The organism is Pseudocitrobacter corydidari (assembly GCF_021172065.1).
Lineage (GTDB): Bacteria > Pseudomonadota > Gammaproteobacteria > Enterobacterales > Enterobacteriaceae > Pseudocitrobacter > Pseudocitrobacter corydidari.
The window spans coordinates 159,425-173,801 of sequence record NZ_CP087880.1; the positions used below are offsets into that span (position 1 = coordinate 159,425).

Here is a 14,377-nt window from a genome sequence, read left to right on the forward strand (position 1 = left end):
GATGCGGTTGTTGTCTGCGTTTAAACGCCGCTGGCTTTGGCTGGCGGCGAGTGCGGTAGTGGTGTGGCTGGCGGTGCTGGGGGCCGATCGTCTCTGGCCGCTGCCGTTGCATGAAGTGACGCCCGCCCGCGTGGTGGTCGCACAGGATGGCACACCGCTGTGGCGTTTTGCCGACGCCGAAGGGATCTGGCGTTATCCGGTCACCATCGAAGAGGTGTCGCCGCGCTATCTTGATGCGCTGATCCAGTATGAAGATCGCTGGTTCTGGGATCATCCCGGCGTTAATCCGTTATCGATCCTGCGCGCGGCCTGGCAGGATCTTTCCTCCGGGCGCGTGATCTCCGGCGGCAGCACGCTCACCATGCAGGTTGCTCGCCTGCTGGATCCTCATCCTCGTACTTTTGGCGGTAAATTCCGTCAGCTCTGGCGCGCGTTTCAGCTGGAGTGGCACCTTTCAAAACGCGATATTCTCACCCTCTATCTCAATCGCGCACCTTTCGGCGGTACGTTGCAGGGCGTGGGCGCGGCAAGCTGGGCCTATCTGGGTAAACCGCCCACACAATTGAGCTATGCCGATGCAGCGTTGCTGGCCGTGCTGCCGCAAGCGCCGAGTCGTTTACGCCCGGATCGCTGGCCGGAGCGCGCGCAGGCGGCACGTAACAAAGTGCTGGCGCGTATGCAAACCCAGCAGGTGTGGCCAGCACAGGTGGTGAAAGAGGCCAGCGAAGAGCCGGTCTGGTTGTTCCCACGGCAGATGCCGCAGCTGGCACCGCTCTTCTCACGCAAAGTGCTTTCGATGAGCAAGGCAGAAAAAATCACCACCACGCTGGATGCCGGGCTGCAACGCCAGCTTGAAGAGATTGCGCTCAACTGGAAATCACGCCTGCCGCCGCGCAGTTCGCTGGCGATGATCGTCGTGGATAACAGTACGATGCAGGTACGCGGCTGGGTGGGATCGGCGGATATCGGTGATGACAGTCGATTTGGGCATATCGACATGGTGTCGGCGATCCGATCGCCGGGATCGGTATTGAAACCGTTTGTGTATGGTATGGCGATGGATGAAGGATTGATCCATCCTGCGTCGCTGCTCCAGGACGTGCCGCGCCGGGTGGGGGATTACCGACCCGGAAACTTTGATAGCGGCTTCCACGGCCCGGTGAGCATGAGCGAGGCGCTGGTGCGATCGCTGAATCTTCCTGCCGTGCAGGTTCTGGAAGCCTACGGCCCGAAACAGTTTGCCGCGCGACTGCGTAACGCCGGCCTGCCCTTGATATTGCCCGCAGGCGCGGAGCCTAATTTATCGTTGATCCTCGGCGGGGCGGGCGCGAGGCTGGCAGATATTACTGCCGCCTATAGCGCTTTTGCACGTCATGGTAAAGCAGGGCGCTTACGTTTGCTGGCCGACGATCCGCTGGTGGAGCGCCCGCTCTTGTCGCCGGGAGCGGCGTGGATCATTCGCCGTATTCTGGCGGGAGAAGATCAGCCGATGGCGGATGATTCGCTGCCACAAGTGGTGCCGCTGGCATGGAAAACCGGGACCAGCTACGGCTATCGCGATGCGTGGGCGATTGGCCTGAATGCGCGTTACAGCATCGGCATCTGGACCGGCAGGCCGGACGGTACCCCCGTCGCCGGGCAGTTTGGTTTTGCCAGCGCGGTGCCGCTTCTGAATCAGGTCAGCAATTTGTTGCTGTCCCGCGCCAGTGCAGGGAAAAACGGATTACCTACCGATCCACGCCCCGCGTCGGTGAGCGGCGGGACGATTTGCTGGCCTGGTGGGCAGTCGTTGGCTGAAGACGACGCGAACTGCCGCCGCCGTCTCGCGACCTGGCTTCTGGACAACAGCCAGCCGCCGACGCTGCTGTTACCCGGTCAGGAAGGCATTCGCGGAATTCGCTTCCCAATCTGGCTGGATGCGCAGGGCAAACGCGTCGCAGCAGATTGCCCGGATGCGAAGCAAACCACCCTGGATGTGTGGCCGCTGCCGCTTGAACCCTGGCTGCCCGCCAGTGAGCGACGCGCTGCCAGGCTTCCTGCCCCCTCAACCGTTTGCCCGCCACAAATATCGCAGGACGCACCGCCGTTAGTGCTTTCAGGCGTGCGAGAAGGCTCGGTGATCCAACGCGCTCCCGGCGAGTCTCAGGCAACGCTTGCGCTGCAAACCAGCGGCGGAGAAGGGCGACGCTGGTGGTTCCTGAATGGCGAGCCGCAGGAAAACGCGGGAAAAAATCTGACGCTTACGCTACAAAACGCGGCAGAATATCAACTGGTGGTGATGGATGAAGGTGGGCAGATAGCGACGGTGAATTTTACCTTTCAATAAGATTTTTGCGCCAGCTAGCGTAAGAATGTTGCTAAAGCTAATTTTATTTTAAAAAAATGTTACCTTCGTCCATAGGCAAGGCGAGCTTGTCTCATTATAATCCGCGCCAGGTCATACGATGTATGCATAACAACAGAACACATTTCAGAGGTAATCATGGCTATTGAACGTACTTTTTCCATCATCAAGCCAAACGCGGTGGCAAAAAACGTTATTGGAAGCATCTTTGCGCGTTTTGAAGCGGCAGGGTTCAAAATCGTCGGCACCAAAATGCTGCATCTGACCGTTGAGCAGGCGCGTGGGTTCTACGCTGAGCATGATGGCAAACCGTTCTTCGACGGTCTGGTTGAATTCATGACCTCTGGCCCGATCGTTGTTTCCGTTCTGGAAAGCGAGAACGCGGTTCAGCGTCACCGCGATCTGCTGGGTGCGACCAACCCGGCTAACGCCCTGGCGGGCACCCTGCGCGCAGATTACGCTGACAGCTTCACCGAAAACGGCACCCACGGTTCCGATTCCGTTGAATCTGCACAGCGCGAAATCGCTTACTTCTTCGGTGAAGGCGAAGTCTGCCCGCGCACTCGCTAATTGATCAGCCTGTAGGCCGGATAAGCGAAGCGCCATCCGGCAGTTTCACCGAATGATGCCTGATGGCGCTTCGCTTATCAGGCCTACGGTTGAGACAGGTATGATTATTTTTACGAATGTCACGTGCAGACGTGGCGTCCGTGCGCCAGAATTTGTACAATGCAACGCCCCCGGACGAGCAGACCGCTCTCCCGGGGCGTTTCTTTTTATTAACCCTCCAGGGGCCATAACGTGTAACAACGAGGCCGGTAAAGATTATGTCTGAACAAATTGTCACGCCTGAGAGCGCCATCCCGGCGGTTCCCAATAAAGATGGAAAAATTAACCTGCTGGATCTCAACCGTCAGCAGATGCGCGAGTTTTTTAAAGACTTAGGCGAGAAACCCTTCCGTGCCGATCAGGTCATGAAGTGGATGTATCACTACTGCAGCGATAACTTTGATGATATGACCGATATCAACAAGGTTCTGCGTAATAAGCTGAAAGAGGTCGCTGAAATTCGTGCGCCGGAAGTGGTTGAAGAGCAACGTTCTTCCGATGGCACCATCAAATGGGCGATTGCGGTTGGCGACCAGCGCGTTGAAACGGTTTATATCCCGGAAGACGATCGCGCGACCCTGTGCGTTTCTTCACAGGTTGGCTGTGCGTTAGAGTGTAAATTCTGTTCAACGGCGCAGCAGGGCTTTAACCGTAACCTGCGTGTTTCGGAAATTATTGGCCAGGTCTGGCGTGCGGCAAAAATCGTTGGCGCGGCCAAAATCACCGGTCAGCGTCCTATCACCAACGTGGTGATGATGGGCATGGGCGAGCCGTTGCTGAACCTGACTAACGTGGTTCCGGCAATGGAAATCATGCTTGATGATTTCGGTTTTGGTCTGTCCAAACGTCGCGTCACCTTGTCTACTTCTGGCGTCGTTCCGGCACTGGATAAACTCGGCGATATGATTGACGTTGCGCTGGCAATTTCCCTGCATGCGCCAAATGACGAAATTCGCGACGAAATTGTACCGATCAACAAAAAGTACAATATCGAAACCTTCCTGGCGGCGGTCCGTCGTTATCTGGAAAAATCTAACGCCAATCAGGGCCGTGTGACCATCGAGTACGTGATGCTCGACCACGTCAACGACGGTACTGAACACGCGCATCAGCTGGCTGAATTGCTGAAAGACACGCCGTGCAAAATCAACCTGATTCCGTGGAACCCGTTCCCGGGCGCGCCGTATGGACGTAGCTCTAACAGCCGTATCGACCGTTTCTCGAAAGTACTGATGGAATACGGTTTTACCACCATCGTGCGTAAAACCCGTGGTGATGACATCGATGCTGCATGCGGCCAGCTGGCTGGTGATGTTATCGACCGTACCAAACGTACCCTGCGTAAGCGTATGCAGGGCGAGGCTATCGACGTAAAAGCCGTGTAATCATGCCTTCGCGCACGGCAGAAATGGCGTGCGCGACGTTAAATGGGCAAGGATTAGGCGAAACGTACTGATCTGGTTAATAATTACGGTGCGTTTCCGCCAGTATTGAGGCAGTATGTAGCGCAGGAATGACAGTGCCGCTACCGTCTCTGGTGCTGTTTTGAGGTCGCTAACCGGGCAGCTTGTACTGTCTGTTCGAAGTCAACGATCGGATGTTTCGCGGTGTAGGCGTAGTCTGCATCAGAGTCTTAATTTCACGAACCAGCAGTTGTAGCGAATGAATACTGAAACCAACCCTGATCAACAAGAAGCACGTACCACGGGCTCCCGTTTACGCAATGCCCGTGAACAACTCGGACTCAGCCAGCAGGCGGTTGCTGAACGGTTATGCCTGAAGGTTTCCACCGTTCGCGATATTGAAGAAGATAAAGCGCCCGCTGAACTCGCTTCAACATTCCTGCGTGGTTATATCCGTTCTTATGCTCGCCTCGTTCATATTCCTGAAGAAGAACTGCTGCCGATGATGGAAAAGCAGGCACCGGTTCGTGCGGCGAAAGTCGCGCCGATGCAGAGCTTCTCGCTGGGTAAACGTCGCAAAAAACGCGACGGCTGGCTGATGAGCTTCACCTGGCTGGTGCTGTTCGTGGTCGTCGGTCTGACGGTGGCGTGGTGGTGGCAAAACCACAAAGCGCAGCAGGAAGAGATCACCACCATGGCGGATCAATCCTCCGTGGAACTCAACAACAGCAGCAATACCGGTACTCAGGATGTGCCATTAGATACCGGCGCAACCAGTGCGCCTGCTACAGCGGATAACACCGCGCCAGCAACGACGCCAGCAGATACCGCTGCGACGCAAACGCCAGCCCCGACAGCGACGCCTGCGCCAGCAACCGATGCGCAGAATAATGCCGTTGTTGCGCCGTCCCAGGCGAATGTCGACCCGGCCGCGACCGCGCAGACGACTGCGCCAACTGCAACGGGCCTGCCAACTGACCCGGCTCAGCCTGCCACGCCAGCGGCTGACCCGAATGCGCTGGTGATGAACTTTACCGCCGATTGCTGGCTCGAAGTCACCGATGCGACCGGTAAAAAACTGTTCAGCGGGATGCAGCGTAAAGATGGTAACTTGAATCTCGTGGGCCAGGCGCCGTACAAACTGAAAATTGGCGCGCCGGCTGCAGTACAGATCCAGTATCAGGGTAAACCTGTCGATCTGAGCCGTTTTATCAGAACTAACCAGGTTGCGCGTCTGACCGTGAATGCCGAACAATCACCGGCACAGTAACAGACGGGCAACGCGGGAGATTTTTCATGCACAACCAGGCTCCAATTCAACGTAGAAAATCGAAACGCATTTACGTTGGGAACGTGCCGATTGGCGATGGGGCTCCCATCGCCGTACAGTCGATGACCAACACGCGCACCACCGATGTGGAAGCAACGGTTAATCAGATTAAAGCGTTAGAGCGCGTCGGGGCGGATATCGTTCGTGTTTCCGTGCCGACGATGGACGCGGCAGAAGCGTTCAAACTCATCAAACAGCAGGTCAGCGTGCCGCTGGTGGCTGATATTCACTTCGACTACCGTATTGCGCTGAAGGTTGCGGAATACGGCGTCGACTGTCTGCGTATCAACCCCGGCAACATCGGAAACGAAGAACGTATCCGGATGGTGGTGGACTGCGCGCGCGACAAAAATATTCCTATCCGCATTGGCGTAAACGCCGGTTCTCTTGAGAAAGATCTTCAGGAGAAATATGGCGAACCTACGCCGCAGGCGCTGCTGGAATCCGCGATGCGTCACGTCGATCACCTCGATCGTCTGAACTTTGATCAGTTCAAAGTCAGCGTGAAAGCCTCTGATGTTTTCCTCGCCGTTGAGTCTTATCGTCTGCTGGCGAAGCAGATCGATCAGCCGCTGCACCTGGGGATCACCGAAGCAGGCGGCGCACGCAGCGGCGCGGTGAAATCGGCGATCGGCTTAGGGTTACTGCTCTCGGAAGGGATTGGCGACACGTTGCGTGTTTCGCTGGCGGCCGATCCGGTTGAAGAGATCAAAGTCGGTTTCGACATTCTGAAATCCCTGCGTATTCGTGCGCGCGGCATCAACTTCATCGCCTGCCCGACCTGTTCACGTCAGGAATTTGACGTTATCGGTACGGTCAACGCACTGGAACAGCGCCTGGAAGATATCATCACGCCAATGGACGTTTCCATTATCGGTTGCGTGGTGAATGGCCCAGGTGAAGCGCTGGTGTCAACGCTGGGCGTAACAGGCGGTAATAAGAAAAGCGGCCTGTACGAAGATGGCGTGCGTAAAGACCGTCTGGATAACAACGATATGATTGACCAACTGGAAGCCCGCATTCGTGCGAAGGCGACGATTCTGGATGAAGCTAATCGCATCGACGTTCAGCAGGTTGAAAAATAACAAGATGGGAAGTTCGCGTTCTCGAAGTATGACGACCCGAACTTCCCGTGTATGATTGAACCCCTGCGGGAAATCCGCTGAGGGTTCATTTTTATATTTATAAAGAGAATAAACGTGGCAAAAAACATTCAAGCCATTCGCGGCATGAACGATTATCTGCCTGGCGAGACCGCCATCTGGCAGCGCATTGAAGGCACACTCAAAAACGTGCTCGGCAGCTACGGTTACAGTGAAATCCGTTTGCCGATTGTAGAGCAGACCCCGTTATTCAAACGCGCGATTGGTGAAGTGACCGACGTGGTTGAAAAAGAGATGTATACCTTTGAGGACCGCAATGGCGATAGCCTGACCCTGCGTCCGGAAGGTACTGCGGGCTGCGTACGCGCCGGCATCGAGCATGGTCTTCTGTACAATCAGGAGCAGCGTCTGTGGTATATCGGGCCGATGTTCCGTCACGAACGTCCGCAGAAAGGCCGCTACCGCCAGTTCCATCAGCTGGGTTGCGAAGTGTTTGGTCTGCAAGGGCCGGATATCGACGCCGAGCTGATTATGCTTACCGCTCGCTGGTGGCGGGCGCTGGGCATTTCTGAACATGTCGCGCTGGAGCTGAACTCTATTGGTTCCCTGGAAGCGCGTGCCAACTATCGTGATGCGCTGATTGCCTTCCTCGAACAGCATAAAGAGAAGCTGGACGAAGACTGCAAACGTCGTATGTACAGCAACCCGCTGCGCGTACTGGATTCAAAAAATCCGGACGTTCAGGCGCTGCTGAACGACGCGCCTGCACTGGGCGACTATCTTGACGATGAGTCTCGCGAACACTTTGCCGGGCTATGCGCTCAGCTGGATGCGGCAGGCATTGCCTACACCGTCAACCAGCGTCTGGTGCGCGGTCTGGACTACTACAACCGCACCGTTTTTGAGTGGGTGACCAACAGTCTGGGTTCCCAGGGTACCGTTTGCGCCGGTGGGCGTTATGACGGTCTGGTTGAGCAACTGGGCGGTCGCGCAACCCCGGCGGTGGGCTTCGCGATGGGTCTTGAACGACTTGTTTTGTTAGTTCAGGCAGTTAATCCGGAATTTAAAGCCGATCCTGTTGTCGATATATACCTGGTAGCCTCAGGTGCTGATACTCAGTCCGCCGCAATGCGTCTGGCTGAAGAGGTACGTGATGCAATTCCGGGTGTGAAACTGATGACAAACCACGGCGGCGGCAACTTCAAGAAACAGTTTGCCCGTGCGGACAAATGGGGGGCGCGCGTTGCTCTGGTGTTAGGTGAGTCTGAAGTCGCACAAGCGAATGTGGTCGTGAAGGATTTACGTTCTGGCGAGCAGACAACCGTAACGCAGGACGGCGTTGCCGCGCATTTGCGCACTATTCTGGGTTAATCTCCCGGACATTTTTATCAGGAGAAGGACTGCGTGGAAATGTACAATAACGATAACGACCAGGTTGACGCGCTTAAGCGTTTCTTTGCCGAAAACGGCAAAGCGCTGGCCGTTGGGGTCATTTTAGGGATTGGTGCGCTGGTTGGCTGGCGTTACTGGACGTCCCATCAGCTGAATACGGCGCGTGAATCTTCACAGGCCTATGAAAATGCCGTTTCTTCTCTAAGTTCAGGGAAACCGGAAGCGCTGGCCGGGGCGGAGAAATTCGCTGCCGAATCGAAAAACACCTACGGTGCTTTCGCGTCGCTGGAACTGGCTCAGCAATACGTAGACAAAAATGAACTGGATAAAGCGGAAAAACAGCTTAACCAGGGCTTAGCTGCGGCTTCTGATGAGAATCTGAAATCGGTTATCAGCATGCGTCTGGCACGCGTTCAGCTGCAAATGAAGCAGCCTGATGCGGCGCTGAAGACCATTGAAAGCATTAAAGGCGAAGGCTGGACGGCTATCGTCGCCGATTTGCGCGGGGAAATTCTGCTCAGCAAAGGTGACAAACAAGGCGCTCGCGCGGCCTGGGAAGCAGGAGCGAAAAGCGATGCTTCTCCTGCGCTCAGCGAAATGATGCGCATGAAAATTAATAATTTGTCCATCTGAGAGGGACCCGATGCAATTGCGTAAATTACTTTTGCCAGGACTGCTTTCTGTCACTCTGCTGAGTGGTTGTTCCTGGTTTAGCGGCGAAGAAGATATCGTAAAAATGTCCCCGCTGCCGACGGTTGAAAACCAGTTCACACCTTCTACCGCATGGGATGTGTCGGTGGGTAACGGAATTGGCAACTTCTATTCCAACCTGCATCCGGCCTATGCAGACAGCGTGGTTTATGCGGCAGACCGTCGTGGTACCGTTAAAGCACTGAACGCTGATGACGGCAAAGAAGTCTGGTCTATCGACCTGGCGGAAAAAGATGGCTGGCTGTCACGTAAACCGGCGCTGCTTTCCGGCGGCCTGACCGTTTCTGGCGGCCATGTGTATGTCGGCAGCGAAAAAGCGAAAGTCTATTCCCTGGATGCAGGCGATGGTTCCATCACCTGGCAGACGGCTATGGCGGGTGAAGTTCTGTCTCGTCCAGTAGTCAGCGACGGCCTGGTGCTGGTTCATACCAGTAACGGTCAACTGCAGGCGCTGAACGAAGCTGACGGCGCGATCAAGTGGACCGTCAACCTGGATATGCCAGCGTTGTCGCTGCGCGGTGAATCCGCTCCGGCTGTTGCTTACGGCGCAGCGATTGTGGGCGGTGATAACGGACGCGTCAGCGCCGTGTTGATGCAGCAGGGCCAGCTGATTTGGCAGCAACGTATTTCTCAGGCAACGGGTAACACCGAAATTGACCGTCTGAGCGATGTCGATACCACGCCGGTTATCGCCAATGGCGTCGTTTACGCGCTGGCGTATAACGGTAACCTGACCGCGCTGGATCTGCGCAGCGGCCAGATCCTGTGGAAACGCGAGCTGGGTTCGGTGAATGATTTCATCGTCGATGGCAACCGCATCTACATGGTCGATCAGAATGACCGCCTGCTGGCGCTCACCACTGACGGCGGCGTAACGCTGTGGACGCAAAGCGATCTGCTGCACCGTCTGCTGACTGCGCCTGCGCTGTATAACGGCAGCCTGGTGGTTGGCGATAGCGAAGGGTATATGCACTGGATTAACACCGAAGATGGCCGCTTTGTTGCACAGCAAAAAGTGGACAGCTCTGGCTTCCTGACTGAGCCGGTTGTTGCCGATGGCAAACTGCTGATTCAGGCAAAAGACGGTACGCTGTACGCGATTACGCGTTAAAATAGTGCGGTGATTCAGTGAATAACGGCTCCTGTTGAATCAGGGGCCGTTTGCTATTTTTATTATTATTGTTTTTGTGCCCGATGGTGCAACGTTTATGAGGCTACATTTTCTGTAGGCCGGGTAAGCGCAGCGCCACCCGGCAAACCAAATATTGAGTTAATGAGGCTTTAACATGATTCCTGTGGTCGCGCTTGTCGGGCGCCCTAACGTTGGAAAATCCACGCTATTTAACCGCCTGACGCGCACTCGTGATGCGCTGGTCGCGGATTTCCCGGGTCTGACTCGTGACCGTAAATACGGTCGTGCTGAAGTGGAAGGGCGTGAGTTCATCTGTATTGATACTGGCGGTATCGACGGTACAGAAGAGGGCGTAGAAACGCGTATGGCGGAACAGTCGCTGTTGGCGATTGAAGAGGCCGACGTGGTGCTGTTTATGGTCGATGCGCGCGCCGGGCTGATGCCTGCGGATAAAGCGATCGCCAAACATTTGCGTTCTCGTGAAAAACCGACCTTCCTGGTAGCGAACAAAACGGACGGCGTTGATGCCGATCAGGCCATCGCTGATTTCTGGTCGCTCGGCCTGGGTGATATCTACCCGATCGCCGCCTCCCACGGTCGCGGCGTGACCAGCCTGCTGGAACACGTGCTGCTGCCGTTTGTTGATGACGTTAACCCGCCGGAAGAAGTAGACGAAGACGCGGAGTACTGGGCGAAATTTGAAGCCGAGCAGAACGGTGAACCGCTGGAAGAGCCGGAAGATGATTTCGACCCGACAACCTTGCCTATCAAGCTGGCAATTGTTGGTCGCCCAAACGTCGGTAAGTCTACACTTACTAACCGTATTCTCGGCGAAGACCGCGTGGTGGTCTACGACATGCCGGGCACCACGCGTGACAGTATCTACATCCCGATGCAACGCGATGAGCGTGAATACGTACTCATCGACACCGCCGGTGTGCGTAAGCGCGGCAAAATTACCGATGTGGTCGAGAAATTCTCCGTCATCAAGACGTTGCAGGCGATTGAAGATGCGAACGTGGTTCTGCTGGTTATTGATGCCCGTGAAGGCATCTCCGATCAGGACCTGTCGCTGCTGGGCTTCATCCTGAATAGTGGGCGCTCACTTGTTATCGTGGTCAACAAATGGGATGGCCTGAGTAATGAAGTGAGAGAGCAGGTGAAAGAGACGCTGGACTACCGTCTGGGCTTTATCGACTTCGCGCGCGTGCACTTTATCTCTGCGCTGCACGGCAGCGGCGTCGGCAACCTGTTTGAATCCGTACGCGAAGCCTATGACAGCTCGACCCGCCGCGTAGGAACCGCCATGCTGACTCGCATCATGACGATGGCGGTGGAAGACCATCAGCCGCCGCTGGTGCGTGGCCGTCGCGTGAAGCTGAAATATGCGCACGCCGGGGGTTATAACCCGCCAATCGTGGTGATTCACGGCAACCAGGTGAAAGACCTGCCGGATTCCTACAAGCGTTATCTGATGAACTACTTCCGTAAGTCGCTGGATGTGATGGGTACGCCGATTCGTATTCAGTTCAAGGAAGGGGAAAACCCGTATGCGAACAAACGCAATACGCTGACCCCAACCCAGATGCGTAAACGTAAGCGTCTGATTCAGCACATAAAGAAAAGCAAGTAATCACTAATCAATGGCCTCTTTACGAGGCCATTGTCGTTAAGGAGCCACTATGGAACTGCATTGCCCAAAATGTCAGCACATGCTGGAGCAGGATGGCGCCCATGCGCACTGCCCATCCTGCGGTAACGATGTCGAACTGCTGGCCTGCTGCCCTGATTGCCATCAGCCGTTACAGGTTCTGAAAGCCTGCGGCGCGGTCGATTATTTCTGCCAGAATGGGCACGGGCTGATTTCGCGTAAGCGGGTGGAGTTTGTTATTCCTGTCTGAATTAATATTAATTCACGGAATTATTTAGCCAGAAATATTTAATAAATAAATACATATGGCTTTCGTATAAAATATTAGAATTATTTGAGAGGGGAAAACATTGTTGTAAATCACGCTGAGTAATTTTTAGGAATTCATTTAGATGTATTTTCGTGTTTTTATCCGACAGGCATAATAAAATCACTGCGCTCAAACTTTTGCGGATAAATATTCATGGTGCAATGGATGCGCTTTGTCATTGGGATGCTTTTATCGGGTACAGTGTTTACTGCATCCGGTGTTTTTGCATCTGAAGAAAAGCCATCTGTGCAACCCGCACTTCCCGAACTGGGTAGCCAGGCCACACAACAGGAAGAGCAAAATACCAAAGGAAAAACGCTCAAGGAACAAGGGGCCGATTACTTTATCAATTCGGCAACCCAGGGGTTTGATAATCTCACGCCACAAGCACTGGAATCACAAGCCAGAAGCTATCTGCAGGGGCAGGTCACTTCCGGGGCGCAGTCTCTCATTGAAGGCGCGATGTCGCCTTTCGGCAAAGTCCGTTCTAATCTCTCCATTGGTCAAGGAGGCGATCTGGATGGAAGCTCTCTTGATTATTTCGTTCCATTATATGATAACCAGAAGACTTTATTCTTTAGCCAATTATCGACTCAGCGAAAAGACGATCGCACTATTGGTAATTTAGGCTTTGGTTTAAGGTATAACACCGAAAAATGGTTGTTGGGTGGAAATATATTTTACGATTATGATTTCACCCGTGGGCATCGTCGTTTAGGTTTAGGGACAGAAGCCTGGACCGATTATTTAAAATTCTCAGGAAACTATTATCATCCGCTTTCCAGCTGGAAAGATTCTGAAGATTTCGACTTCTATGAAGAGCGCCCTGCGCGCGGTTGGGATATTCGCGCTGAAGGCTGGTTGCCCGCTTATCCGCAGCTCGGCGGTAAAATCGTTTTTGAACAGTATTACGGTGACGAAGTTGCCCTGTTTGGCACCGATAATCTGGAGAAAGATCCCTTTGCCGTCACGCTTGGCGTGAAATATCAGCCCGTGTCGCTCATCGCCGTAGGCACCGATTTTAAAGCTGGCACTGGTGATAACAGCGATCTCTCTGTTACTGCAACGCTTAATTACCAGTTTGGCGTTCCGCTGAGAGATCAGCTCGATCCGGAGAAAGTGAGCGCTGCCCACTCGCTGATGGGGAGCCGACAGGACTTTGTCGAGCGTAATAACTTTATCGTCCTGGAATATAAAGAGAAAGACCCTCTGGATGTGACGTTGTGGCTGAAAGCGGATGCGACCAACGAGCACCCTGAGTGCGTCATTAAGGACACTCCTGAAGCGGCGGTCGGTCTGGAAAAATGTAAGTGGACCATTAACGCACTGATCAATCACCACTACAAAATTGTCGCTGCGTCATGGCAGGCGAAAAACAATGCCGCCCGTACGCTGGTGATGCCTGTCATCAAAGAAAATACCATCACTGAAGGCAACAACAACCACTGGAATCTGGTACTGCCTGCCTGGCAGTACAGCTCTGACAACGCTGAGCAGGAAAAACTCAATACCTGGCGGGTACGGCTGGCGCTGGAAGATGAAAAAGGTAATCGGCAAAACTCCGGCCTGGTGGAGATCACCGTTCAGCAGGACCGTAAAATAGAGCTTATCGTCAATAACATTGCTGATGCGCCTGACGAGAATAACCACAGCCATGAAGCCAGCGCTCAGGCGGATGGCGTTGATGGTGTGGTCATGGACCTCGAGGTGACGGACAGTTTTGGCGATAACACGGACCGCAACGGTGATGCTCTGCCAGAAGATAATCTTGCACCGCAGCTCTACGACGCTCAGGACAAAAAAGTCACGCTAACCAATAAACCCTGCTCGACCGACAACCCCTGCGTGTTTATTGCCAAACAAGATAAAGAAAAGGGAACGGTAACCCTCTCCAGTACATTGCCAGGCGTTTTCCGCTGGAAAGCGAAAGCGGCTCCCTACGATGACAGTAACTATGTGGATGTCACGTTTATTGGATCTGATATCGGCGGGCTTAATGCTTTCATTTACCGGCTTGGGGTAGCGAAGCCAGTCAATTTGATCGGCAATGATAAAGACCCCCTGCCGCTGGGCAACACGTACCGATTTGTGTTGTGGCGTGATGCCAACAAAGACGGTGTTTTTCAGCAGTCGGAAAAACTAACCGATGAAGAGATGACTCAGTACGACTACAAGTGGGAATTTACCGGCAAGAGCATCAATGGCGAAGTAGGTGCGCAGGCGAACACATCCAATGCAGACATTGTAATACCGGCGACCAACCGTGAAGCGGCGCAATCCTATGGTGCAAAAGTGGAAGATGGCTTGCAGGGATACGGTTTACGCGTGCTGTACACCAAAAAATAAGATTGGCGTAAGGCCAGTCGGCCAGTCGCTGAATATTCATTAAGGA

At 54.3% G+C, this 14,377-nt stretch carries 11 protein-coding genes; all 11 read left to right on the forward strand.

From position 1 onward, the window contains the following. Window position 1: 1 nt before the first annotated feature. Window positions 2-2,326, forward strand: coding sequence for a peptidoglycan glycosyltransferase PbpC (pbpC, locus tag G163CM_RS00725; RefSeq protein WP_231826517.1), 2,325 nt, complete (start codon window positions 2-4; stop codon window positions 2,324-2,326). 156 nt (window positions 2,327-2,482) lie between these two features. Then, a complete protein-coding gene (gene ndk / locus G163CM_RS00730; RefSeq protein WP_015963434.1) occupies window positions 2,483-2,914 on the forward strand; it encodes a nucleoside-diphosphate kinase in 432 nt (143 codons plus the stop codon). A gap of 257 nt (window positions 2,915-3,171) precedes the next feature. Beyond that, window positions 3,172-4,338, forward strand: coding sequence for a dual-specificity RNA methyltransferase RlmN (rlmN, locus tag G163CM_RS00735; protein ID WP_015963435.1), 1,167 nt, complete (start codon window positions 3,172-3,174; stop codon window positions 4,336-4,338). Between the two features lie 277 nt (window positions 4,339-4,615). After that, window positions 4,616-5,626, forward strand: a complete 1,011-nt coding sequence (gene rodZ / locus G163CM_RS00740) for a cytoskeleton protein RodZ (RefSeq protein ID WP_231826518.1) — start codon at window positions 4,616-4,618, stop codon at window positions 5,624-5,626. Between the two features lie 26 nt (window positions 5,627-5,652). Continuing rightward, on the forward strand, window positions 5,653-6,771 hold the full coding sequence (gene ispG / locus G163CM_RS00745; RefSeq protein WP_015963437.1) for a flavodoxin-dependent (E)-4-hydroxy-3-methylbut-2-enyl-diphosphate synthase: 1,119 nt from the start codon (window positions 5,653-5,655) through the stop codon (window positions 6,769-6,771). Window positions 6,772-6,885: 114 nt separating this feature from the next. Continuing rightward, on the forward strand, window positions 6,886-8,160 hold the full coding sequence (gene hisS, locus G163CM_RS00750) for a histidine--tRNA ligase (RefSeq protein WP_231826519.1): 1,275 nt from the start codon (window positions 6,886-6,888) through the stop codon (window positions 8,158-8,160). Between the two features lie 33 nt (window positions 8,161-8,193). Next, complete coding sequence (locus G163CM_RS00755) at window positions 8,194-8,814, forward strand: YfgM family protein (protein ID WP_149464790.1); 621 nt, start codon at window positions 8,194-8,196, stop codon at window positions 8,812-8,814. A gap of 10 nt (window positions 8,815-8,824) precedes the next feature. Next, the gene (bamB, locus tag G163CM_RS00760; RefSeq protein WP_015963440.1) at window positions 8,825-10,003 is read left to right on the forward strand and encodes an outer membrane protein assembly factor BamB; all 1,179 of its coding nucleotides are present in this window, start codon (window positions 8,825-8,827) and stop codon (window positions 10,001-10,003) included. A gap of 175 nt (window positions 10,004-10,178) precedes the next feature. Then, window positions 10,179-11,657, forward strand: coding sequence for a ribosome biogenesis GTPase Der (gene der / locus G163CM_RS00765; RefSeq protein WP_015963441.1), 1,479 nt, complete (start codon window positions 10,179-10,181; stop codon window positions 11,655-11,657). 49 nt (window positions 11,658-11,706) lie between these two features. Next, window positions 11,707-11,925 (forward strand): zinc ribbon domain-containing protein, encoded by a 219-nt coding sequence (locus G163CM_RS00770; RefSeq protein WP_231826520.1) that lies wholly within the window; start codon window positions 11,707-11,709, stop codon window positions 11,923-11,925. A gap of 213 nt (window positions 11,926-12,138) precedes the next feature. Then, window positions 12,139-14,331 (forward strand): intimin-like inverse autotransporter SinH, encoded by a 2,193-nt coding sequence (gene sinH / locus G163CM_RS00775; protein WP_231826521.1) that lies wholly within the window; start codon window positions 12,139-12,141, stop codon window positions 14,329-14,331. Window positions 14,332-14,377 lie beyond the last annotated feature (46 nt).